Origin of the sequence: Peribacillus sp. S4 (assembly GCF_046715815.1) — a bacterium.
Taxonomy (GTDB): domain Bacteria; phylum Bacillota; class Bacilli; order Bacillales; family DSM-1321; genus Peribacillus; species Peribacillus frigoritolerans.
Genome location: NZ_CP175708.1, coordinates 4638983 through 4662637, shown reverse-complemented (window position 1 = coordinate 4662637; position 23655 = coordinate 4638983). Strand labels below are relative to the sequence as shown.

26 protein-coding genes and 2 pseudogenes are annotated in these 23655 nt (G+C 37.3%); 19 read left to right on the top strand and 9 right to left on the bottom strand.

The genetic code is table 11. The features are described from left to right. Positions 1-363: 363 nt before the first annotated feature. The 6 genes from ACJ9PY_RS22225 (at position 364) to ACJ9PY_RS22200 (ending at position 4682) form a co-directional block, all read left to right on the top strand. Positions 364-909, top strand: coding sequence for a hypothetical protein (locus ACJ9PY_RS22225; RefSeq protein ID WP_411739031.1), 546 nt, complete (start codon positions 364-366; stop codon positions 907-909). Positions 910-1271: 362 nt separating this feature from the next. Further along, the gene (locus tag ACJ9PY_RS22220) at positions 1272-1769 is read left to right on the top strand and encodes a hypothetical protein (RefSeq protein ID WP_411739030.1); all 498 of its coding nucleotides are present in this window, start codon (positions 1272-1274) and stop codon (positions 1767-1769) included. A 190-nt stretch (positions 1770-1959) separates the two neighbouring features. Further along, positions 1960-2124, top strand: a complete 165-nt coding sequence (locus tag ACJ9PY_RS22215; RefSeq protein ID WP_411739029.1) for a hypothetical protein — start codon at positions 1960-1962, stop codon at positions 2122-2124. A 331-nt stretch (positions 2125-2455) separates the two neighbouring features. After that, positions 2456-2983: an RNA polymerase sigma factor gene (locus ACJ9PY_RS22210; protein WP_098866338.1), complete on the top strand. Its 528-nt coding sequence runs from the start codon at positions 2456-2458 to the stop codon at positions 2981-2983. Next, positions 2967-4034: a DUF4030 domain-containing protein gene (locus ACJ9PY_RS22205; protein ID WP_411739028.1), complete on the top strand. Its 1068-nt coding sequence runs from the start codon at positions 2967-2969 to the stop codon at positions 4032-4034. Before ACJ9PY_RS22210 ends, ACJ9PY_RS22205 begins: the two co-directional genes overlap by 17 nt. 420 nt (positions 4035-4454) lie before the next feature. Then, positions 4455-4682, top strand: a complete 228-nt coding sequence (locus ACJ9PY_RS22200) for a DUF3953 domain-containing protein (protein WP_411739027.1) — start codon at positions 4455-4457, stop codon at positions 4680-4682. Positions 4683-5260: 578 nt separating this feature from the next. Here ACJ9PY_RS22200 and ACJ9PY_RS22195 read toward each other — a convergent pair. Then, positions 5261-6031, bottom strand: a complete 771-nt coding sequence (locus ACJ9PY_RS22195; protein ID WP_191929426.1) for a sporulation protein — start codon at positions 6029-6031, stop codon at positions 5261-5263. A 412-nt stretch (positions 6032-6443) separates the two neighbouring features. On the opposite strand from ACJ9PY_RS22195, the gene ACJ9PY_RS22190 reads away from it, so the two are divergent. Then, positions 6444-6827, top strand: coding sequence for a cupredoxin domain-containing protein (locus ACJ9PY_RS22190; RefSeq protein ID WP_063575117.1), 384 nt, complete (start codon positions 6444-6446; stop codon positions 6825-6827). A 158-nt stretch (positions 6828-6985) separates the two neighbouring features. Further along, entirely contained in the window at positions 6986-7540 is a 555-nt protein-coding gene (locus tag ACJ9PY_RS22185; RefSeq protein ID WP_098866333.1) for a hypothetical protein, read from the top strand. A gap of 56 nt (positions 7541-7596) precedes the next feature. On the opposite strand, the gene ACJ9PY_RS22180 is transcribed toward ACJ9PY_RS22185, so the two are convergent. Then, entirely contained in the window at positions 7597-9012 is a 1416-nt protein-coding gene (locus ACJ9PY_RS22180) for a PQQ-dependent sugar dehydrogenase (protein WP_411739026.1), read from the bottom strand. Positions 9013-9384: 372 nt separating this feature from the next. On the opposite strand from ACJ9PY_RS22180, the gene ACJ9PY_RS22175 reads away from it, so the two are divergent. Both ACJ9PY_RS22175 and ACJ9PY_RS22170 read left to right on the top strand, forming a co-directional pair. Continuing rightward, positions 9385-9660: an ArsR/SmtB family transcription factor gene (locus ACJ9PY_RS22175; RefSeq protein WP_034304356.1), complete on the top strand. Its 276-nt coding sequence runs from the start codon at positions 9385-9387 to the stop codon at positions 9658-9660. 107 nt (positions 9661-9767) lie between these two features. Next, positions 9768-10151 carry a VOC family protein gene (locus ACJ9PY_RS22170; protein ID WP_411739025.1) on the top strand — a complete coding sequence of 128 codons (384 nt, stop codon included), beginning with the start codon at positions 9768-9770 and terminating at the stop codon, positions 10149-10151. A gap of 189 nt (positions 10152-10340) precedes the next feature. On the opposite strand, the gene ACJ9PY_RS22165 is transcribed toward ACJ9PY_RS22170, so the two are convergent. Further along, positions 10341-10496, bottom strand: coding sequence for a hypothetical protein (locus ACJ9PY_RS22165; RefSeq protein WP_164468797.1), 156 nt, complete (start codon positions 10494-10496; stop codon positions 10341-10343). Positions 10497-11292: 796 nt separating this feature from the next. Here ACJ9PY_RS22165 and catA point away from each other — a divergent pair. Further along, the gene (catA, locus tag ACJ9PY_RS22160) at positions 11293-11940 is read left to right on the top strand and encodes a type A chloramphenicol O-acetyltransferase (protein WP_411739024.1); all 648 of its coding nucleotides are present in this window, start codon (positions 11293-11295) and stop codon (positions 11938-11940) included. A gap of 555 nt (positions 11941-12495) precedes the next feature. On the opposite strand, the gene ACJ9PY_RS22155 is transcribed toward catA, so the two are convergent. After that, positions 12496-13953 (bottom strand): S8 family serine peptidase, encoded by a 1458-nt coding sequence (locus tag ACJ9PY_RS22155; RefSeq protein WP_411739023.1) that lies wholly within the window; start codon positions 13951-13953, stop codon positions 12496-12498. Between the two features lie 270 nt (positions 13954-14223). On the opposite strand from ACJ9PY_RS22155, the gene ACJ9PY_RS22150 reads away from it, so the two are divergent. Together ACJ9PY_RS22150 and ACJ9PY_RS22145 are read left to right on the top strand one after the other, a co-directional pair. Continuing rightward, positions 14224-14457: a cyclase gene (locus ACJ9PY_RS22150; RefSeq protein ID WP_411739022.1), complete on the top strand. Its 234-nt coding sequence runs from the start codon at positions 14224-14226 to the stop codon at positions 14455-14457. A 191-nt stretch (positions 14458-14648) separates the two neighbouring features. After that, positions 14649-14939 carry an isochorismatase family protein gene (locus tag ACJ9PY_RS22145; protein WP_411740311.1) on the top strand — a complete coding sequence of 97 codons (291 nt, stop codon included), beginning with the start codon at positions 14649-14651 and terminating at the stop codon, positions 14937-14939. Between the two features lie 79 nt (positions 14940-15018). Here ACJ9PY_RS22145 and uraD read toward each other — a convergent pair. The 3 genes and pseudogenes from uraD to ACJ9PY_RS22130 form a co-directional block, all read right to left on the bottom strand. Further along, positions 15019-15528: pseudogene (gene uraD, locus ACJ9PY_RS22140) on the bottom strand (2-oxo-4-hydroxy-4-carboxy-5-ureidoimidazoline decarboxylase). A gap of 21 nt (positions 15529-15549) precedes the next feature. Then, on the bottom strand, positions 15550-16815 hold the full coding sequence (locus tag ACJ9PY_RS22135) for a nucleobase:cation symporter-2 family protein (protein WP_411740310.1): 1266 nt from the start codon (positions 16813-16815) through the stop codon (positions 15550-15552). A gap of 209 nt (positions 16816-17024) precedes the next feature. Next, entirely contained in the window at positions 17025-17366 is a 342-nt protein-coding gene (locus tag ACJ9PY_RS22130) for a DUF2294 domain-containing protein (protein WP_400448839.1), read from the bottom strand. Positions 17367-17771: 405 nt separating this feature from the next. Here ACJ9PY_RS22130 and ACJ9PY_RS22125 point away from each other — a divergent pair. After that, positions 17772-17957, top strand: a pseudogene (locus ACJ9PY_RS22125) (potassium transporter TrkG); the annotation flags it as partial. Positions 17958-18125: 168 nt separating this feature from the next. After that, the gene (gene map / locus ACJ9PY_RS22120) at positions 18126-18866 is read left to right on the top strand and encodes a type I methionyl aminopeptidase (RefSeq protein WP_063575125.1); all 741 of its coding nucleotides are present in this window, start codon (positions 18126-18128) and stop codon (positions 18864-18866) included. A 341-nt stretch (positions 18867-19207) separates the two neighbouring features. Here map and ACJ9PY_RS22115 read toward each other — a convergent pair whose 3' ends face one another. Together ACJ9PY_RS22115 and ACJ9PY_RS22110 are read right to left on the bottom strand one after the other, a co-directional pair. Further along, positions 19208-19837 carry a DUF2306 domain-containing protein gene (locus ACJ9PY_RS22115; protein WP_411739021.1) on the bottom strand — a complete coding sequence of 210 codons (630 nt, stop codon included), beginning with the start codon at positions 19835-19837 and terminating at the stop codon, positions 19208-19210. A 46-nt stretch (positions 19838-19883) separates the two neighbouring features. Next, entirely contained in the window at positions 19884-20459 is a 576-nt protein-coding gene (locus ACJ9PY_RS22110) for a pyridoxamine 5'-phosphate oxidase family protein (RefSeq protein ID WP_411740309.1), read from the bottom strand. A gap of 289 nt (positions 20460-20748) precedes the next feature. Between ACJ9PY_RS22110 and ACJ9PY_RS22105 the strand changes: the two genes are divergently transcribed. From ACJ9PY_RS22105 to ACJ9PY_RS22090, 4 genes are all read left to right on the top strand, one after another. Further along, the gene (locus ACJ9PY_RS22105; RefSeq protein ID WP_411739020.1) at positions 20749-21951 is read left to right on the top strand and encodes a macrolide family glycosyltransferase; all 1203 of its coding nucleotides are present in this window, start codon (positions 20749-20751) and stop codon (positions 21949-21951) included. 128 nt (positions 21952-22079) lie between these two features. After that, positions 22080-22724: a Type 1 glutamine amidotransferase-like domain-containing protein gene (locus ACJ9PY_RS22100; protein WP_411739019.1), complete on the top strand. Its 645-nt coding sequence runs from the start codon at positions 22080-22082 to the stop codon at positions 22722-22724. A 70-nt stretch (positions 22725-22794) separates the two neighbouring features. After that, the gene (locus ACJ9PY_RS22095; RefSeq protein WP_268938573.1) at positions 22795-23106 is read left to right on the top strand and encodes a hypothetical protein; all 312 of its coding nucleotides are present in this window, start codon (positions 22795-22797) and stop codon (positions 23104-23106) included. A gap of 26 nt (positions 23107-23132) precedes the next feature. Next, positions 23133-23630 (top strand): SRPBCC family protein, encoded by a 498-nt coding sequence (locus ACJ9PY_RS22090; RefSeq protein ID WP_063575130.1) that lies wholly within the window; start codon positions 23133-23135, stop codon positions 23628-23630. Positions 23631-23655: the final 25 nt, after the last annotated feature.

The following is a 23655-nucleotide window of genomic DNA, read 5'->3' as shown; positions in this document are numbered from 1 at the left end:
CTCAATAATAACTCGTTAAATAAAGTTTAAGAAATCAAACCTCCCAATAATATGAAAAAGGAGCAAATCGGATTAGCCTGATTTATTAGAATCCCAACTGTTCTTATATTGAACTTACGGTTACGAAGTCCAAGAAGAAGGTTGCCAAATTTGGTCTTATTAATGTGCCAAATTAGAAAAATAGGATATTTAAGTTAAAGTAAAAACCACCCTTCTTCAACTAACAGGTGCGTTAGCTTAAGATCAGAGCTGTCTTTTAGGCAGCTTTTTCTTTATGGAACTAACGGGGCAGGTTAGTTTAACAAGGTTAATTCATAATATGTATAGAATATGTAGAGTGTAGGTTCATTTGAAGGAAATGAGGTGGCTATCATAAAGAAAATTCTTAGTTTATTGTTTTTGTTTGTATTGTTTATTGGTGCAGTTGCTTGTAACAAAGATGTGATCAAAGAAAACAGTGAAGAAAAGCCCCTAAAAGAGGAAAATATGGTCAAAGTAGAAGAGGCAGAAATACTATTTAATAACTATAGTAAAGAACTATATACTATTAAAGATCCATCCAATCCCCCAACTTTTGATGAAATCGCAGAAAAGATTAAATTATATTTAACAGAAGAACAATATAATGCTGAAATCGCTAACCGGAAATTTCAAATACCAGAATTGGTATCCAAACAAATTAATAAAAGTATAGAAGTACAAGATGTGAAACTTGAAGAACAAAGAAAAAATGCTGATGGCACAATAGATTACTTATATACAACAACATTAAAAGTTTACGACGAGAATTCATCTAAAATTTATGAAAAAGAAGGAGAATTAACCATATCCACTACAAATAATGAATTAAAAATCGATCGTGATTGGAGTAGAGGGGTGAAAATTGACGGTTTAGATGGTGGCCTATAAGAGCTTATAAATGAAGAGTCATATTATGCAAGTGTGCTCTCGTTTTATTTAATTAAAGCGCCCCGTTTGTTGAGGACTATAAAAAATTTAACGAAATTGGATTTTGCACTAAATCAATTCAATAAAGTAAGGAATGGAAAATATATTTCATTATGGGGTTGTTGCAGCACCTTTTCTATATAAACTCCACAACAATGAAATGTAAAAATTGGGAGCTAAGTATTTCGTATTCCTGAGGAAGGTGAACGCAGTTGATGCAATGTTGTTTTATACCTAAATGACTCTTTAACACAGAAAAAGTTTTAACCTCGTTTATGTTATAATTTCGATTTATACTATGACTATTAGATTGGTTGTTGAAGATGAAAAGGAAAAAAAACAAGAAAAACGAATCAAATACAATTAATATGACATTTGGAAAGAATTCTTATGTTAAGGACGATGAAACAGATTTTATATTTGCGTGGTTACATCCTATTATTTCGTGTAGGTTATGTATCAAGTATTTTATAAAATGGATAACGTCTGTGGATTCTTCTTTAGCACCTAATGTTCATCGTTACTACATTTTGTTCTTTACATTGATATTGAGGTCATTTTTGTGGATTTATATTGGGATGGGAATTGGAGTAATCTCAAATGATGAGTCAGATGGTATGAGGTTAGTGACAGAGATTCCAATGGCTTTCGGGATGTCATTTTTATGTATATTTGGACTATTGTTGGTTTTACGGATTGCCATTTCTTTCTTTGAACTGATCAGACTATTTAAAAAAGATAACTTAATTTTGTATGGTTTGGGAGTTACCGTTGTATATGGATTTATTGGCATGGTTATGTTGGGAAGTGCAATGAGGTAGTTTTATACAATGTTATTCTGCAGGTAACGGGTGCGTTTGCTGGAGATCGGAGCTGTCTTTTAGGCAGCTTTTTCTTACGGAACTAACGGAGCAGGATAATGAAAGAATTAATTTCCATTTTTTATACAAACGACAAGGTGTTAAATGGTATGATTGGAAAAGAATTTAATTTTTAGGGGGAAATATATTTTTGAAAGTGGTTAGAACTATTTTAGCGATAGTGGTTATTGTTCTATCAGGTTATAGTCTAATAACTCAAACCTTTGAGTTAATGCCCTATTATATGTTTATCCTTGGGGCATTTATTTTAGTGTCAGGATTTATCGAACTTCAAAAAGACAGAAAAGGATTTTAGGGATATATGAATATTGTTATCTCTTTATTTATTTTCATTTTTTACATACCGTATTTCTGATAGAACTAACAGGGGCGTTTGCTGAAGATCGGGGCTGTCTTTAAAGGCAGCTTTTTCTTATGGAACCATAGGGGCAGGATAGTTCCTTGATCATCATGAGCTTAGAGCATGATTTTTACCTTATTTCTAAGACAACTGATAACCATCAGTTCTATAAAAACAAAAAGATCTCTAATCTAAACTTTTAGAGATTTTTTTTACGCAAAAACACAACTTTTATTTAGTTAGTACGTCTAAGTATTGAAAATTTAAGAAAAGGAGGGGTGGAGACTTGTCGGAGAACAGAAAATTAGAAATTGCAGATTGGTACGACCAACATAGTAAATCCATTTTAAGCTTTATTTTATTGATGGTTAAGGATTATCAACAAGCAGAGGATTTGACCCACGATACCTTTGTAAAAGCGTACTTATATCATAATTCATTTAAACAGCATTCCAGTGAAAGAACATGGCTATTCAGTATCGCTCACAACTTAACGGTTGATTTTTTAAGAAAACGTAAACCCAGCAGGTTCTTTAAAGAAGTATTTCTTTTTCAAAAGGACAATACCTCATTACCTGAAGAAATGATTCGAATAAAAGAGGAATCATCTGAACTATATAAAGCGTTAGGGGAAATCAAAGATACATATCGAAAGGTGATCGTTTTAAGAAAAATCAAAGGTTTTTCGATTGAGGATACAGCAAAGATATTGAGTTGGACTGAGAGTAAAGTTAAATCAACTCTTTTTAGAGCTATTCCAGCCTTAAAAAAACAACTAATAAAGGAGGGGTATTTGGATGAAAAAACAATATGAAGATACTGATTTAGATATCTCCTTAAAGAAGTTAAATGCCGATCTACTGTGGAAAACCAAACAAAAACAAGAACTGAAAAAACGAATCATTTCTGATATTGAAAAGTTGGAGTCCCAAGAGAGAAATAAGAATCCTATCCTACCAACTCGTATCAGAAAAGTAAGTCTGATTCGGAAGTTAGCATACTCTAGTATCGCGCTGATTATATTATTTGGTTTATTTATAAGTTCTGCATTTGTTTCACCAGCAATGGCAAAAGTCGCATCCAAAATTCCTTACTTAGGACAAATTTTTGAAAATAAGAATAATATAGTTCTACTCATATCCGAGGAACTAAGAGCAAAAGGTTACAAAAAGACTGGAGTAGGAGTCTCATTTCCGAAAAAGGAAATCGAAATTGCAATTCAGGGTTCAGAAAAGTATTTTAATGACGTTAAAAGTGATGTAGATGATATTACAAAAGATATACTAAAATCTAAGGGTTATGATGCCTATACAGTTAAAGTAAGTAGATATACGGAACGTGTTGATGTTCCTCATAGCGAGGAAGATAAGAAACAGTTAGAAATTCTACTCTCACTTGACAAAGCCAGTGAAAAATATAAGTTGTTAGGAATAGGAATACTTGCTCAAAAAATAGTAGAAGTTGAAATACCTGATACCGAAAAAAGAACAGATGAGATAGAACAATATGTTCAGAATATAATTCAGCTTAAAACAAATGATCAATACACCGTAAAATTTAAAAAAGTAAACATGAAGAAAAGAGAGCAAGAAGGAAGATGGTCGGATATCCTTGACACTGTGAGTGAAGATTTATTAGGGAAAAAGGATTACAACGTTAGAATGGTAGGGTATTCCGTTCATCCAGAACCAGAAATCCAAATGTTTATCACTTTATCCCGTTCAGACGAAAATGCGAAAGCTTTTGCACAACAACTTGAAAAAATTATTGACGATTTTCTACAATCCGAACAGATGAAATCAAGAGTTAAAAACGATCCTTACCACATTACAATATTTGATAAAGACGACAAGATAATAAATTAATTGGATAAAGGTAGGACGATATTGAAATAAAGGTATCGTCTTTATCTTTTATCTAGTTTAAACTGTCCAGTTCATTTTGTTCGATATTCTCAAGTGTATCAGCTGACTTTTAAACTTCAACAATCGGGTGCTTTTCTTTAATAAGAAGGCGTCTTTTTGTATTGCAGCAGATTCTGGAACAACACATTTTAGGGATTGGATTCTGTTGAAGTTTAGAAGAGATTGTGAAGGTTTCTACTTAAACTATAGGGTGCGTTAGCTAAAGATCGGAGCTGTCTTTAAGGCGGCTTTTTATTATGGAACTATCGGGGCATGTTAGTTGAAGTAGGAATTCCATTTTCCACACAAATGAAAAGGTGTTAAATGGTATGATTTAATAAAAAATTGTACCGAACTTGATTTTTAGGGGGAAATATATTCTTGAAAATAGTTAGAATTATCTTAGCAATAATTGTTCTTGGTTTATCAGCCTATCAGCTAATAACTGAAACCTTTGTAATGCCGTATTTAATGTTGATCGTGGGGGCATTTATGTTGGTAACAGGACTAGTCGAACTTCAAAAAGATAGAAAAGGAGGATTTTGGGGGTGCGTAGTTGTCTCATTATTTCTTTTCTTTGTTTCAATACAGGGTTTCTTAATGAACTAACGGGTGCGTTAGCTGAAGATCGGAGCTGTCTTTAAGGCAGCTTTTTCTTATGGCACTATCGGGGCAGATTAGTTTAACAAGGAAAAAGTTCATTTATTGTTATAATCATAAAAAAATAGGGGATTGTTTAGTTGGATTGCCAGCCAAAGAATAGGAGTGGTTTGAATTTATGGCAATATCAAAGAAAAGATTCTTCATTATTTGTATAGTGGGTATCATACTCAAGTATCTTGCAAGCTCTGGTCTGCAATACTTCAGGGGACAAACGATAAATTGGTTAGGGAATGTAGCATACGCATTCTATTTCGTAGCATTTCTTTCACTTTTACTTTGGTTATTTGGAGATTCTGGTAAGAAAAAAGCTGATCATTAATACAGTGATTGGCTCAGGCTGTTGAGAAACCCTCGACAGCCTTTAATGAACTAATAGGTGTTATTGTTTAATGAAAAATCTAATAATCTAGTATAATAGTTATTCTTTTGACTATATTGTCTATTAATATGGTATAGATTGGAGAGTAACAGGTATGATCTTAACTGATGTATGGGGTTTATATAAGGCAGATAAGCAAATCCATTTATCGAGAATAACGGGATAGTATATCCATCAGTTCTTGCTTGGCTGTTTCTACACTTTCTTTTTGGAAATGTTTGTATTGCACTCGGATCTTGGATTCATCCATTCCTGCTGCACTTTCCAAAAACCCAGAAAGTCCTCTTGCTTTTCTATCCACTTCGATGAATAAATCTACGGATTGAGCGTCCGCGACGAATCCGATTTCAACCTCATCAAGGCTTCTTTGGAATGGACCGCCCTTTGGCTTGTATTCGAATTCCTGAAAGACACCCGTTTTGCTACGTTTGAAGGGTACATTTTTCACTTTGTTCAAGTAAAACCCTAATGATTCGATTGCTTTTAGGAAGCTACTGACTGTTTCATTTCCAAATACGTTTATATAATCGTTATCTTTAGGGTCCAATGCGAACGTCACATCCATTTCCGTCTTCATCCACACAGACACGTCCCCTATCGTGATTGGCGTTTCGTACGGAAGTTGCAAGGAAAACGGAATCACCTTTTCTTCGCCTTTTTCAATGACGAATGCATCCGAAACCTTTATTTTGTAAAGGGTAACATCATCTAAATACTTACGGTCATCCTGTTCCCTCAAAACCTGTGTCATCACATGGATGTACAGCCCATTGATTTCCTGTTGGGTGTTTCCGCCAAGGACAAACACGTTCCCTTTTACCGTTTCTCCTTGTTTGTATGAATCTTTTTCTAATTTTGTGTCCACTTTCGCCGCACCGATTCCGATGCTTGCTTTCATTTTATCAAAAAATGACATGTCATAATTCCCCCTTTGTAAGTCTATAAATAGCATAGCATAATAGGTTCATGGGCGCCTCTAGGAGGGGTTCAAAGTTTAATGGGCCATGAAAAAGTGAAACCACAAAAATTTAAGCATATATAACACACTTATAGGCGTTTGTATTAGAGTTCACCCGCATGACTTAAGTGGCTATCTTAAAGCTTGGAAAGAATGGAGAGTGTATCTTCCTTCTATTTAAATTTATAATGGTAAAATGTCAAAAAGGGCTATGATGACCATTGCAAAATCATAAGATTGGACTCCAGAAGATCGTCATTAGTGGCGATCTTTTTCTTTTCACCTATTTGAACGCGCACTGTAACCAAATTAATAGTAATAATATTTTATGAATTAGAAAAAGATAGGGTAAGGGAAGGAGGGATTGCGAATGTCAGTGAAAAAGTGGGTAACAGGATTGGTCGTTATGCTTGCAACGGTTGTAGTTGTGACAACTCTAGGATCATTCGGCGTATCTGCCGAATCCCGTGTTGTAGCTCAGCCTGCGGTGAAATCGATTGTGGTCGAGTTGAACGATGATTTCTTTAATCCGGAAGCCATCACTATTCCGAATGGAACAGCCACAACATTGATTTTGAAAAACAAAGGTAAGAAAGAGCACACCTTCACAGTGGAAAAGCTCGGAATAGACGCAGAGGTTCAGGCAGGTAAAGAAAAAACCATTACCGTGCAACCGAAACAGCCGGGTACATATGAACTGATATGCCGGTACCATTTCCAGGAAGGAATGGTTGGGAAAGTGATCGTCGAATAAAAGGCAGGGCCAATATGGCCTTGTTTTTTTATTAGGCAAAGGAAAATCCTTTTTCATTTAAGGATAGGGGTGGTGGTTCATTAATAATGGTTCCACCTCTAATGAATGGCAAATATAATGTAGGGTAACGTATAAACCATTTAGAATGAGGTGGAAATGTGTATTTTTTTAAACCTATTTCTGATGAGGTTCGTTTATCTCAAATCATATTCAATAAACATAAAAAAACGATGAAGCTCATTTTAGTGTCCATTTTTGCTTGCATTGCTGCCATACTTCAGGCTGCTGGTGGCTTTTTACCAGGTATCGGATACTTTATAAGTCCCCTAGCCACTGCACCCATTCTGTTAGGTTCCATGTTTTCCATTCCATTTGGAGTGGTGACCTACCTTTTGACAATTATGTTGTTATTCATCCTACAGCCAACTGAACTCATTGTATTTCCTTTTACAACAGGATTGTTGGGACTTGGCATAGGGGCATCTTTTTCTTTTTTGAGGAAGAGATTAAGTGTTATTGCTGCTGGTGCCATTCTTTTAATGTCAGGAATTATGAGTCTACTATTTATTTTTCACTTTCCGGTTTTAGGTCCAGCCGTGCCTGTTTCCTTTTCAATTCTGATAACTGGTTTTTTATTAGCTTTCATTTATAGCTGGTTTTGGGTTGAAGTTGCTTTGATGATTTATAAAAGATTAAAAACGATTATAGTTTAGTGGTCTCCATCACTCGTTTTTAATTTCAATTCATTCATGATTAAGTAGAATTTTAGCTAGGGTTCAACGATTTCAAAAATCGTACCTTGGTTAAAATCAGTCACTTTCATAGAGCCATAAACCCCTAAATATAGTCTGGTTTGATCCAGGTTCGTTCCCAAATTAACATAATAAGCTGATTGAGACCCAAAATCATAATCGGTCTGTATCACACTAAATTCATTTTGTTCACCATTTGGTCTTACGGTGGTATAAGCTAAAGCCCCTCTTACCTGAGGTTGAGATTCTATCCGGGCAAGATCGGTAAACACAACGCTTCCTGTCAAAGCAGGGATTCTTTCCCCCATATAGGCTTGCACCCCTGTAAGTGCAGTTCCTCCAAACTTATCGGGTCTGGAATCTTCATGAAAATAACTAGTCAAAGGCTGAAGACGGCTCCCTGAAAGCGCAGCTGCTTCATTGTAATAAGCAATGGTTTTCTCATCCAATGCCGGATTATCCGTGCACCTTCTGATAATCGATGCAGGAAAAGCACCTTCCCAGCCTCGCCAGCCCAAGTTAATGAACCCTTCTTTGTCAGGTTCAGAATTCATGAAAGGAGCTTGAACAAGCTCAGTAACCGGTATTGGTTTATACTGAACGAATGAAAAAATCGACTCGACCAAATTCTGGCCGACATTTCCCGCATATTTAATATACTGATTATAAAACCTTTGAAATGAAATGCCTGGTATATTGCGCACCCCTTTGGCCATTACCATGAGCGTTTCCTGAATAGTTGTGGGAAGTTCATTAAAACGTGTGACAATGGGTGGATTATTGTAGGAGATATTCTTATCTACATCCATTTCAATTATCTTACCGGCGATTTCCAGATCGTCCTGGCTTAAGTTAAATGGATCATAGCCTGATCCACCATCCCCGGTTGTTAATACAAGTTTTCCTGTTTCAGGTGAAAAGTTTAAACTATTGACCCCATTATGATTTAAAAATGGCCGTCTTAAGTTAAGTAAAGTCCGTCGTTTTTGGGGTTGACCATTCGCTTGTAAAATCCATTCTTCAATTGTATCAATATGGTCATATTTAGTTTCTCTTTTCATCCACCTTAGGTTTAATGTTTTGGGATCACACGGGTCAGGCTTAAAAGATTCAGAAAGAGCACCTGGTCCTTGTGTTCCGGCCACTGAATAATGAAGATAAAACAGACCGTTATAATAAAATTCGGGATGAAACGCCAGCCCCAGCAATCCCCGTTCATCATATCCGCCACCAGAAGCACCTAGTTTTAGGATTCGCGGGCGAATATCTAAAAAAGTCCTTATCTCTCTGTTTCCTATGTAAAAGATCTCTCCTACCTGGGTTGCAATAAATAATCTTTCAATGGAGTCACCCGGAAGTATAGTCGTTTTCAAAACAGTAGGTAAATTTATCTTACTTACAATGGGCCGTAAACCAACCTTCACTTTTATCAATTGATTTTGCCCCCCTTCTTATTGTTTTCTTTAATTAGAATATGATTAGAACTGTCCATTAGTACCAATTTAGGCAGGGGGAAACTGATAAGGCAATGCACCACTTTCCGCAGGAGCGTAAGGAATCTGATGGAGTGCGTTGCGTGACGGGGCGGATTAAGGTGAAAAACCAAAACCAATACTTAAATTGTCTGCAATTATGGGAAATGAATGTGTGTTGGGGTTATACATGATGGGGCCTGATGATGGAAATAATAGATCAACATATGTATTTGTAGCTTTCGTCCATCAGGAATAGGTGCCATTGACAAGCAACTATACAGTTGCTTATACTTGTTGACATGCAACCATATAGTTGCTTATAATCGATGTATGTGGGATAAAGACGCTATATTCAAAGCACTCGGCGATTCGACTCGGCGGCTGATATTGGACGAACTATCTGAACGCAACGAGCTGACGTTGTATGAACTTACGGTACGTCTCATTACAAAGCACGACCTTGCCATTTCGCGACAGGCAATCGCTAAACATCTAGCTGCATTGGAAGATGCAGGACTCGTAAAATCAAAACGAAAGGGAAAATATCGAGTACTAATGTTCAACAACGAACCACTTAAAGACTTGCTGAAAGGATGGATAGAGTAATTTTATAAAATCGGAACAGGCTTCTGAAGAATGTGTGGGTTTTTCGGCTTGGAACCAGATTGTTTGCAGAGCACCAGCGTGGTAAATATTAAAGGAGGCAAAAGATTATGAAAATCATTGTTACCAGTTTATTCGTACAAGACCAAGACAAGGCACTGGAATTTTATTCAGAAAAGCTGGGATTTGTAAAAAAGCATGACATTCCCATGGGGAAATTCAGGTGGATTACGCTTGTTTCTCCCGATGCTCATGACGGTACCGAGCTTTTACTCGAACCGAATGAGCATCCTGCCGCAAAGGAATATCAAAAGAAGATAGTAGCCGAAGGCATCCCAGCAACAATGTTTGGCGTTGCAGATATTCATAATGAGTACAAACGGCTATTGGAAAACGGCGTGAAGTTTACGATGGAGCCGACAAAAATGGGAGAAAGCACTATAGCGGTCTTCGATGATACATGTGGCAACCTTATTCAGATAGTGCAGCAGTAATTTTATGTGAGATAGTTTTATTGTAATGTTTTTAAGTTGGAGGAAGTGTGTTCATCTTTAAGTTTACCCTGTCCTAGGACAGGGTTTTATATTTTGGGAGTGTAAAAATGACATTGTTGTCATTCTCCAATAGAAATGTAACATTTAAAAAAGTTTATAAATCGAAAAAATAACCCCGAAAGATCGGGGTTATTTTTTATTTACTTGACGTCCACTTTTTTTTGAGCTCTGTGAACTTGTGTTTCCAATTTGAAATTCATTACCTAGTTCAACATCATTTCTTTTATCCTGTTTCTCGATTTGCTTTCTCGTTTGATCCTTGTTTTGCATCCCTTGTTTAGACAATACGTATCCATCTCGCTTTCAATATTATTGTTTTTAATATGCGCAAGTATAAGGAAAATACGTATTATTATTTAAAAAATAATTCTTTTAATAACTTACTAATAGTTCTTATTATATTAGGTGTTTTTTCGTTCTTCTTCGGTGTCTAACTTGAAGGGAGTTGCAGTGAATTTAGCTGCTAATCGGCAGCTTCTTTTATCAAAAAAGAAGAAATTAGTTTAAGTCTGTTAATTATTGTACTTAAACTAAAGGGTGCTTTAGCGCCATAGAGGGCCGCAATTGGCGGCCAGAAAAAGCCACAACAGATCCAGTAAAAACGCTTTTTAAAAAAGGGCTGGGCCTTATGAGTGATCTGATTGAGTTTGGTAAATCGTTAAACAAAAACCTCCAATTATAGCCAATTAAGTAGAGGCTAGCGCGACGACCAAAAAAGGATTAATCTCCCATGAGTGCTACCCATAAAGGGCGCGACAGTCGGTGGTACACCGTGGTCGTCAGAGTCAGACTAACGGATGGGCTCAAAGGTACCATAGTTCAACGACCTTCTTCGCCAGCCATTAAACATAATTGACCCCGAACCCCATTTTCATTCTCTGTGGTGCAGCACCGATTTTGTGCTGCATGGATGGCTAACGGGGCAGGATCGTTAAAGAAAGTAATTTCTGTAAGTTGATTTTAGTCTGGGAATATTTGATAATGTAGGGGTATAAATTCGTTTACAAAAGGATGACTGTCATGAAAAAAGCAGAGGAAATAGCCTCCTAAATCAAATAAAACACTTTAGGAGGCGTTGTATATGAAATTCAATATGATTAATCGTGAAAATTGGGTTCGAAAAGAGTACTTTGAACACTATTTACAACAACAAACAACATTCAGTATAACGAATGAAATGAATATTACTGTTCTTATGGAAAACTTAAAGAAGAAAAATTATAAGTTATATCCCGCGTTTATTTTCATGGTTACAAAAATAGTTAATTCCCATCGAGAATTTAGAACAAGCTTTAACCAAGAAGGGAATTTAGGTTATTGGTCAGAAGTTTTGCCTTCTTATACAATTTTCGATAAGAAGACATACACATTTTCTAGCATCTGGTCACCAAATGCAAGTAGGTTTTCTGAATTCCATTCCCAGTATGAAAAAGATGTAGAAGAATACAATGGTACGGGTAGTTTATTTCCAAAGACCCCAATACCAGATAATCATATTCCGATATCCATGATCCCTTGGAGTTCTTTTACAGCATTTAATTTAAATATTAATAATGGCGGCGATTTTCTCTTACCCATTATAACCGGGGGGAAATATTCGCAAATAAAAGATGAATGGTTCTTGCCTGTTTCGTTGCAAATTCATCATGCAGTTTGTGATGGGTATCATGCAAGTGTTTTTATGAATGACTTCCAGAGGTTTGCTGATGAAAGTGCAGACTGGCTCTAGTTGTTCATTGGGAAAATAAAAAAGGGGAACTGTGAAAGCAGTTCCTTTTTTTATAGAATTAAAAAAAGGTTTGTGTACCGTTAGCTCAATAAGTAGATGTTTTTTGGTTTGGTATTATATGGATATAATAATGACTTACATAATTAAAGGGAGATGATTCAATGTCATTTAATATTTTGATACCAATTATTATAATGGGTCTCATAATTCTTTGCGGTTTTGGAATTTTCAAGATTGCCAAACTCATAAAAAGGTGAGGCTAACCGGCTGCCATTACTTATGAAAATAAAGGGCAGGATAATTCCATTGGAAAATGTTTTTTTACTTGGACTAGAAATTGTAATTAAGCGATAAAACAAAAAATCCCTGCAATTAAGCAGGGGATGAATTTTAACTGGTGAGTTGTGTTAATTAGAATATGGCCTCACGCATTTTATGTGTTTCCGTTTTTTATATTTCGGGCAAATAGCCTTTTTTGTTATGGATATATTTTTCCCAATTGTTGTTTGGGTTACAGATTCTGATTAAGATTCTTTCCTTGTACTTTTAAATAAGCTACTTCTTTATATTTTCTAATGCTCTATATGCATTTGCTTCTCCTGAACCAAATAAAGCATCTTGTCCTTTCTTTCCATAGTCAAGAGTGGTTTGCTTAATGCGAGCCGTTACTTGGGCTGGTTTATACTCCGGATGAGCTGCCTTAATAACCCCTGCAATTCCAGCTACTTGAGGTGTGGCCATGGAAGTACCAGCATTAAACTCATATGAAGTACCTAAATAGGTAGGCCAAGTACTAAGGATTAAGTTACTTGGATCAGCCGCCGCAGGGTCATTGGTTTCTGCATATTCAGGCCCGAAATCCCCTCCGGGAGCTGCCACGTCAATGGCACTGTTTCCATAATTAGAGTAGAAAGCAAGCTGTTGAGTTGACCATTTTGTGGAGGCAGACACATTAATGACTCCTGGCAGCTGTGCCGGTACCACGGTTGCAGGCCCTTTCACGCTCATACCATATGGTTCATACAATTTATTTAAAAATTCGTTAACTTCCTTCTTATCATCTAAATTTAAACTTTCATTACCACTGCCGGCCACTACAGTTACTCCATTCTTTACTGCATATTGAATGGCTCTCTTCCAAAGTAACGTTTCAGCGATTGATTTATAACTTTCTCCCTCAATTGTCATTTTGTTATTATTATAGAAACGTAGAGACATATTAATAACATCTACCTTGTCATTTGTTGCTGCAATGATTCCATCTATAATCCAAGTTGGTAATCCAAGGGCTTGCTCTGAGTATAATGCGCGATAGGATCTGATTCCTAAATCCGGCCCTACACCCTTTACTTTACCATTTGCGCCAATGATCCCGGCAACGTGAGTGCCATGCCCATTGCGGTCTTTAATATCAGTGGGATCACCTGTTTCAGATTCATCCATTCCAGCAGGAACAAGATTACGTCCGCCTAATATATTATTCTTTAAGTCAGGATGAGACTCATCAATTCCGGTATCTATCACTCCCACCACTGCTTTATGAGTCATGCTTCCATCTTTATTTTTATATCCGCCTGTTTCTAAATCATATGATTTCCCGTCGTTGGTCACCCTTTGTATATCCCATTGGGAGTCCCAATAACTCTCAGAATTTTGCTGGCTGATGATACTGGATCCATAGTTATAAGGGCTGACTGCTGTTTTGTCTAAGGTTAGGGGAATTTCTCTGTTAGCAGCTTCTATTGAAGAATGAGCTTTTAGGTTTTTAAGAAAAGAAGGCTCGTCCGATTGAGCTTCTATTCCGCCAACCTCGGGAAGGATTTTGGTTATTTTACCACCGGCTTTCCGAATTACCTCTTGATAATTCTCTGGTAAACCACCTTTAAAGGCTATTGCGTATGAGTCATTCAGCTCTTGATTTTGACTCTTTGCTTGGGCAGGAACATCACCAACGGAAAGTATCCCTGCTCCTACAGCAATCGAAAGTACCGTATGTAGAATTCTCTTTTTCATATGTCTCCTCCTATATAATGGAAAATATTAACCATTTACTATCTTAATATACAACAACTAAAATTCCAAGTTTTTCTAATGAATCTATTATTGAAATTGGCAGCTCTTTTTATTTATGAAATGATCGGGGCAGTTAGTTGAAGAAGGGAATGGTTTTTTTGTTTGGAATATGTATAGTGGGAACTGTGAAAGGTGTAAAAACCCTGTGTCGCCAAAAGGTTTATATATCAATGCAATTCCAGTATCAATCAATATATGAGGAGGTTTCAAATGGATAAAAGAGTTCAATTTGACTTTGAAATCAAGTTTACTAATGGCGGTGGGCTTCAAGGGCAGGAATTCCGCCTTGATATTGATGGAGATGGCATCACTGACCAAGAGTTAGCCAAGTATATTGTAGAGGATATGAGGTTACTAATGGTTGGAGAAGTTAAGATATTTAATAAAAAGATCATTAATGAAAAACATAAACGAAAACCGTTTGATGAGAACTCTGGAAAGTAACCTGCTTCTTCAGCTAACAAGTGCGTTTGTGAAGATTGGAGCTGTCAATAAGTCAGCTTTTTCTTATGGAGAAGGGGCAGGATCGTTCAAGAAGGTATTGGTAAATCAGTGACGAAAATATAAAGAGCTTAGTAAGAATTGCTTCTGATGAAAAACATGAAAAGTCTAGCTGCCAATAACTTTAGGGGGGAATACTGAAACAAACATTACTGATAATCGATGCTCAACAGGAATTAATAGAAGGTAATAAGGAAGAACAAGGAGTCTTTGAAAAAGAAAAAATCGTTACTAACATTAATACTGTCATTGAAAAAGCGATAAATGAAGATATCCCTGTTGTTTTTATAAGAGATTTAGATGTTTCACATGGGAAGGACCTGGATTCCAGATACACAGGGATATTAAGGTACCATCAACTGCTATCATATTTGATAAAGCTGCCACAAACTCGGTTTATGGCACTCCATTACACGAACGTTTAAGTAATAACAATGTAGACCATATTGTACTTGTCTACTCGAGAAGATAAGGAAGGGCCGAGCAGATTAAGGAGGACGGTTACTAGTCGTTAGTTATTCTGCGAAGAAGCAAACAATTCCGTATGATGGAAATTATTTGAAGGGAGAAGTGGTGAATAACATGTTCCTTTGAATTGTTCAATCGGTCCTCCATCGCTTGAAGAATTTCATCTTTGTTTATTCCACGAACAGTTAAAATAAAGGGAAAATCAAATCGATGGACATACTCTTTATTCATATCCAGCAAAAGCTCATATTCTGCTTCTGATAGCTGACTCTATCCAGCAGTTTTTAGTTCACTCTGGGAAAATGAACTCATCGTTTTTCGTGTTCCTAAATGGGGGCGGGCCTGAATTAAGTTCAACTTTTCTTCCTCACTCGCATTTTGGACAACGCTGACCATCCTCTCATAAAGCGACTCACAGGAACTAAAAGGACGAAACTCCCCTGCCCTTTGGGCTACCCAAGGAGAGTGTTCAAATATGTCCTTTAACTTTTCCACAAACTCAGACAATGGAATTTCATTTAATGCATTCAAAGTTGCATGTATCATAACCCCTTTATCTTTTTTTCATTAAACATGTGCTTCGTTAGCTTCCTCATGCTGGAGGGATGCTGGAGCTAGAACAGTACGGAAATTAAAAAATAGGTTCATAAAGATAGCAGTTAGGCTTCCGGTAATCACTCCATCGCTAACGATGATTCGAAGGGATGGAGGCAATTGACTAAATAACTCAGGTACGACGGTTGATCCTAGTCCTAACGAAATTGAGCAAGCAATAATAAGTGCATTATGTTGATTGTTGTAATCTACTGAACCTAGCATTTTAATTCCTGAAGACACGACCATACCAAACAACACAACCGTAGCACCGCCAAGTACGGGGGCAGGAATAATTGTAGCAAGGGCCGCAATTTTAGGAATTAAACCAAGAAATACTAGGATACTACCTGCTGCAACCACAACGTTCGTTGATTTGTTTTGAGATAGTTGAACTAACCCTATATTTTGCGCAAAGGTGTTGTAGGGAAAGGCATTAAAGATTCCTCCTAAGGTGATAGCCAAGCCTTCTGCTCGATATCCTCGAGTGAGATCATCTTGTGTAACAGGACGATCACAAATTTCCCCTAAGGCAAAAAATACACCTGTTGATTCAACTACAATGACTAATCCTACAATTAACATCGTCAGTGTCGGAGCGATCTCGAAGGATGGGGCACCGAAATAGAACGGTTGAGGAATACGGAACCATGAAGCTTCTAAAACCTCATGGAAATCTACTTTCCCCATCATCGCAGCTAGAGCTGTACCTGCGACAATCCCTAAGAGCACGGAAAGAGAGCGGACATACCCTTTAAAGAAACGGTTGATAATAAGAATAATAGCGATGACACCCAAGGACAACATCAAGTTATCTAAGCTACCGAAGTCCGGATTCCCTGCTCCGCCAGCCATATTTCTAATTCCCGATGGAATTAACGATAGTCCAATGATCACGACGACAGTTCCCGTGACAACAAGTGGAAAGAACTTTACGAGTTTTCCAAGATAGCGAGCAAATAAAAAAATGAAGAGTCCTGCTACTATAATGGATCCGTAAATGGCAGGAATACCATATTGTGATCCGATAGCGATCATCGGCGACAGGGCAACAAACGAAGCACCCAATACAACGGGTAAACCAATTCCAAAATATTTGTTTTTCCACGCTTGCAGTAAGGTAGCGATACCGCAGGTTAATAAGTCAATGGCGACCAAGTAAGCCAATTGCTCCGGAGTAAGGTTTAATGCCCTCCCAACAAGCAATGGAACAAGAATCGCCCCAGCATACATCGCCATGACGTGCTGGAATCCTAACGAGAATACTTTTGAATTCACCTTTATTCCCCCTTAATTTGCTTTATAAAAAAAGCCGCAGAAATAGAAGGGGTCTCCTCCTATATCTACGGCTCCTAAACCACGTATAACGAAATTTAAGCTCCTGAATCCTTGAAACAAGTCCGTGAAGAAAAAATGATAAATCAAAATTTCTCCAATAATAAGGTTGGTTAGATACCAAGCGATTGTTCTAGGTAAATCACCGTACAAGCATGCTCACTTGTAAAATCGTAATCCTTAAATATGGTCTTGACCTTCATTCCAAATCGCTTCTCAAAGTTTTCTTTTAATCGAATTTTATATTCCATGGCTAAAGCCCCATCGACGGATAAGGTCAGCTCAGAATACCTTTCACTTAATACTGAGATTAAAGGCGAGCGCTTCGTCTGCGCAAAAATGACAATGCGATTATCCTGGATGTCAATTGTTTGCTTACTAACTCCCGCACTATAAATTTCTTGGTTGATGTCATTATATAACTGCGACAGCTGCTTTTTAAAAGAAGAATTCATCCATACTCACCTGCTGCTTGTAGTTCTTGAATTAATCATATAAATATTATTGCCCTTTGTCACTATTAATGTAAGGAAATCTAACATACTATTTTACATTTGCTTACCAGTCCATAGCAGCTCCATCCGTCTTGGGATCAACACCTCCCGAAAAAAGAAGCCTTGATCTTCGATAAGAATGGCATTAACATGACCATAATCTCATTCAACTCCTCCAATACTTAAACCTGGATTTACTAAATGCCTGTTGGGGGTTCATGCTTTAATCTAGCATTTTCGTGATAATCAGAGCTTATGGAAACAATGGAAGTTGCCAAGAACGAGAGTAAGAAAACTCAAAGGACTCGGTGTCCCATTTGGAAAAGCATATGAATGGGGAAAATACCAGAAAGGGCTATTGGCGCCTCTGCTTTTGGCACTGTAGGCCTTTCGCTTGGCATTACACCGGATTTGAGTGCTACCGGGAAGGTCGTAATCATGACTTTAATGTTTATAGGGAAAATCGGGATTTTTACCTTCTTATTCAGTATGGAGGGCAAACCATTAAAACATGCGTATCACTATCCCAAAGAGCGCATCATTATAGGATAAATAAGGTACTGCTGCAAATGTTGTTGTCTTTTTCCTGATTGAAGAAAAATTCAAGCTGAGGGGCATCGTACCCAATTATGTACATTGCTTTAATTTTTCGCTAAAATAAAGGGTATAATGAATGCTTATATAGTTTATTGATGATTAAAGATAATGAGGTAGAAAAAAATGATTGCAAAAACAGAAGATGATTTTAATGGTTTGAAGGAAATTGGCAAAATTATTGCCTCCATTAGAGATGAATTGGTACAAAGAACAATTCCGGGCATAACGACCAAAGAACTTGATGATATAGCCGGGGAACGTTTAGAAAAAGCGGGTGCAGTTTCAGCTCCAAAAGGTGAATATGATTTTCCTGGCTATACTTGCATCAGCCTAAATGATGAAGTGGCACATGGCATTCCGGGTGATCGGGTTATTCGTGAAGGGGATATAGTAAATATAGATGTATCTGCTTCAAAGAACGGTTATTTCGCAGATACAGGAATCTCATTTGTAGTAGGCGAAGGAGAAGAAGTATTAACGAAATTATGCGACGTCGCCAAAAAGGCATTTGAGGCGGGTCTTAAGAAAGCAAAACCCGGTTCCAAAAAAAGCAGAATCGGAAAAGCGGTGTTCGAAACAGCGAGACAGCATGGATTCACGGTTATCAAAAACCTTACAGGACATGGTGTTGGACGTAGAATACACGAAGCACCTGACCATATTTGTAATTATTATGATCCATGGGATAATGAAATATTAAAGGAAGGGATGGTTATCGCATTCGAACCATTCATCTCAACCTTTGAAGAAGAAGTATTCCAAAAAGAAGACGGTTGGACCTATGCTACTGAAAAAAGCTTTGTAGCTCAAGTGGAACATACGATTATCCTTACTAAAAATGGACCGATCATTGTCACGCTTTAATTCAAGCATAGTCGGAAAAAGTCGCGTAGTTCGTCTGAAGTTATATAAACTCGTAACAGTTTAAAAGAAATGTTTCTCGCATCTAAAGGAGTTGCTTTTGCAGCTCCTTTTCTTATCGAACTAAAGGGGCAGGTTAAGCAAAGTTTCTTCAAACTGTTTCTCTAACAGATAATTTATTCACCTTGTAATCGTTACTTCATATACTGGAAGCAGATAGGACAACTCTCTCCTGTCCTATTTATTCCCATCCGGTTCATTTGAAGTAACTATTCTTAGCGGCGAATAGTTACTTTTTTTAGTTACAAAGAATCTTCGCCAAACAAGTCAATTAGCTGATTTCTCTACCCGTTTTTTTTATTAAGGATCATCCACTCCACTATGACAAAGTTGAGAACGAGCCCTGCCCAAATGTTTACATTCAATACTTCCTCGATCATCTTATCTCTTCCTTCTGGAAGCATAAATCCATTAAAAGTGTAATAAGTAATGAGAAGGACGGGGACTAGTACACGTGTACTGACTGCTACTAGAGTTATTCCAAAACTACGCATCATCCATATTCGGTGTGCATGAAAATGCCCTTTAGCAGCTGTACGGTAACCCTTCCAACATGTGAATAACCACAGAATGGCCAGAGTAAGAAAAGCTGCTGCTTTTGTGAAACTTTCTATATAGAAGACAACGGCAAGAGCAAGAATTCCACTAATAAAAACACTGACAACATAAATCCTCCCCACATAGCGATGAACCTTTGGGTTTTTCAAACGAATACGATCCATAAACTGAAGAAAACCTGTTATTAAGGCAATAAAGGCGCAACCAATATGTGTAACCAGTATAGAATATTGTGTTGTCGAAGTAATATCTACACGGCTGTTAGCAGGATTTAAAGTTAGATAGGGGATCATGAAAGGAATCATAATCCCAACCGAGACTATAACTAAAATCCACCAACCCTTTTTTTGCATCATACCTTTTTTAACTCCTTTATTATGTTTGTACGTGACAAGCAGAATTTTAGGTGGTTTTAGAGTCATTCGATAATTTTTTCCCTAATGGTGTCAGAATGCCATCAATGGTGAAGGAGTTCTTTTCACGCAAATAATTTTCCAGTTCAGCTTCACCCTTTTTCATGTTGGACCGATTCAATGTTTCACGTTCATTGGAGTAGGTCATGAAGGGGACACTATATCCGCAAGAGGTTTGGACTTTATGAATTTTGGCTAAAATGATTTGTCTTGCACCAGGCATCATTTCAAAATGACCTATCATCCGATCCCATTCATCTGTTTCAGGCAGAATCACCCTGCCTGAACCATATAAGCGCAAGATCATCGGCGGACCTTCAAATGCACAAAACATAAAGGTAATCCGGGCATTTTCATTAATATGTCCGCTTGTTTCGTTACCACTCCCGGTTAGATCCAAATACGCAATTTCGGTAGATGATAGGATGCGAAGGGTATCATACCCTTTTGGAGAAAGGTTTACATGCCCCGCCGCATCCAAAGGTGCCGTTGCAATAAAAAACAAATGCTGTTTCTTTATGAAGTTTTGATGCTCAGCTAACATTTCCGGAAAATACTTTGCCATCATTATTCCCTCCAAAGAAATCCATTTTAAAATATAAGTTCTCTATTAATGAGTGGATTACCTTTTTCAGCTATACTACCCTGATGAAAAAAGCGACAGCTACATACAGCGCTCATTTTCCCTTTAAGAATCCGGCTGACCTTTATGAACGATATTAATTTTAGATTACAAGGGTGATTAAGAATTTGAGATTTTCCAGTATTGTACTATGATAAATTTATATTGTTTGAATTTGGAAGGGTATGGGATAGTGTCCATACTCTTACAGAATCATTTAAGGAGTGGTAGAATGGCACGTGTTTTATTTCTTAATGCTGGATCAGAAGGACATATCAATCCAACTATTGGAGTTGTGCAAGAGCTTATTTCGCGTGGAGAAGAGGTAGTGTACTTTACGATAGAGTCTTTTCGGGAACGTATAGAGAGGACGGGAGCTACTGTACGAACAATTGACGGTGAAAAATTTATAAAAGCTTTTCTCTCAGGGGGAAGAAATTATTTACTCGAAAGAATCAACGGTCTTTTACATACGATAGATATCGTCATACCTAGCGTGCTCGAACAGATCAAAGGAGAGCATTTCGATTACATCATCCATGACTCCATGTTTGGCTGTGGACGTATGCTTGCCCAAATCCTTAAGCTTCCCGCAATCAATTCTTGTACTTCTTTTGCGCAGACAAAAGCATCATTCGATAAAATGCTGGAACAGCTTTCTAAAGAAATCACTCCAGAAATAGGTAAACCTATACAAGATGAATTTCAAAGACTGACGGCAATGGTGAAGGAAAAATATGATGTGGAGATCCATTCTGCTTACGAAGTTTTTTGTAATCCTGCACCACTTTCAATCGTTTATACAACTAGGGAGTTTCAACCTTTTAAAGAAGCATTCGACCAAACTTACAAATTTGTAGGTCCGTCCATTTCTTCACGAATAAAGCAGGATAACTTTGACCTTGCTGATATCAAAGGAAAAAGTCCCCTTTACATTTCGCTTGGGACGGTTTTTAACCGGTCTCTTGATTTTTATAAGCTTTGTTTTGAAGCATTTGGAAATAGCGATCACACGGTGGTCATGTCGGTCGGTCAACAAACCCCGCTAATTGAATTAGGAGAGATCCCCAAAAACTTCATTGTGAAAAAATACGTTCCACAAACGGACGTGCTAAAATACACTAAATTATTTATCACACATGGCGGAATGAATAGTACCAATGAGGGTCTCTACTATGGAGTTCCGCTAATTGTCATCCCGCAAAGCGCGGATCAGCCGATGATTGCAGGGCAAGTTGCCAATATCGGAGCCGGTATTACATTACAAATGCAAAGCTTGACTGCAAATCAGCTGCGTGAGGCCGCAGATCATGTGTTAAACGACCCAACCTTCCATAAAACTGTTTCAAAATTAAAAGAATCCTTTCAAAGATCGGGTGGATATCACCAAGCTGTTGATGAGATTTTTGAATTTAAAAGACAATACGATATTTAAAAATGTATGATCGGCAGCATTTTCTTAGCGGGTATGGAAATTCTTTTTCTTATGGCACTTGGAATGAAGAACGGTGACCTAAAAAGGTATTGTCCTTTTTACATAGAAAAATAAAATGGGGGACATATATGGAAATTTGTTTAATTGGTGGCGGAAATCACACGAATAATGAATTACGTGAAGTGTTCCTAGAACTTTCAAAAAAGATTAAACCTGAAGCGAAGATTTTAATAATCCCTTTTGCAACCGACAATTCCAGGTATGAAAGTTGGATGGCAAGTATTACACAAGCCTTTTCAATCATGGAGAATGTAAGTATTGAATTATTAAATGAAGACCTTTCAGGCAAAGAAATGAAAAACTCTATAATGGAACATGATATTCTCTATTTTATAGGTGGAAAGCCAGAAAGGTTAATCCATGTAATTGAAGAAAAGGGACTTACCGCAATTATCAAAAACTTTCAAGGTTTAATCATTGGATATAGTGCGGGTTCATTAGCTTTCGGCCATGATTGCATAATCATAAAAGATAAAGACTATCGAGAAACGATAGTGATCAAGGGCTTAGGATTAGTGGGGTTTAGCGTTGAGGTCCATTACGAGGATAATATAGATGGAGAATTATTTCCCCTATCAAATGAACGAAAGATATATGCAATACCAAATGGAAGTGCAGTTTTCTCCAAGAACGGGGAACTATATAAAGGTATAAATGATATCTATTCCTTTCAAAATATGAAAAAGGAAATAGTGAATTCCAAAGTCTTATAAAACGGGCAGGTGCTTTATCCCAATTGGAGCAAGGTCGCAGGAAGTTAAGGATAGAGAAAAGGAGACTGCAATGAAAGTAAATTTAATGATCTTCTTTACATCAATAAAAGAACAAGAAAAGAATAGGTTAATGATGAAAACATTTGAATCTGATATTCGTCCTGTTACAGGGGATATAATCGATGATCCCGGATTCGATCCACGATTTCATAATGGATATGAGGTTGTAAAGGTTACGATAAATTATGCTTCGGATGAATGTTTGGTATCCCTGCACCCGCTTGCGATCGAAATCGAGGAAATCAGGATGGAAACTTATTTGGAGAAACTGGAAGCACACGGTTGGCGTGCTGTCTCAAAAGAAGAATTGAAAAGTATATAAAAATGATATAAGGAGGGAGTATGAAAATGGAAAAATACTCGACAACCACTTTAAAGATGATTAGAAATTTTGATGTAATGCCTGAAAGGGTATTTGTTGCATGGGTGGATCCCGGGATGATGAGAAAATGGCTTTTTACATTGGAGGGGACAAATAAAGTGGCACAAAATGATCCGCAAGTGGGAGGAACTTGGGAGATTATTGATCATCGCGATGGAAAAGATTATCGGGCGATAGGGGAGTACCTTGAAATGGACCGTCCCAATAAATTAGTGTTCACTTTTAAAATGCCGCAATTCAGTGAAGCGGCAGATACAATTACAGTTGAGCTGAAAGAACTTCAAAAGGGCTGTGAAATGACATTTTCACAAAACATCACCGTTCCTCATGAAGAAAATTGGACACAATCCGATATCGAAAAAGCACTCGGAGAGTATCACGATGGATCTGAACACGGCTGGAATTTAATGTTTATGGGACTGAAAGAATTGGTTGAAACTGGACAAGTCAGCTATAAAGGCTAATAGTCGTTGGCCACAGTTTTTAGAC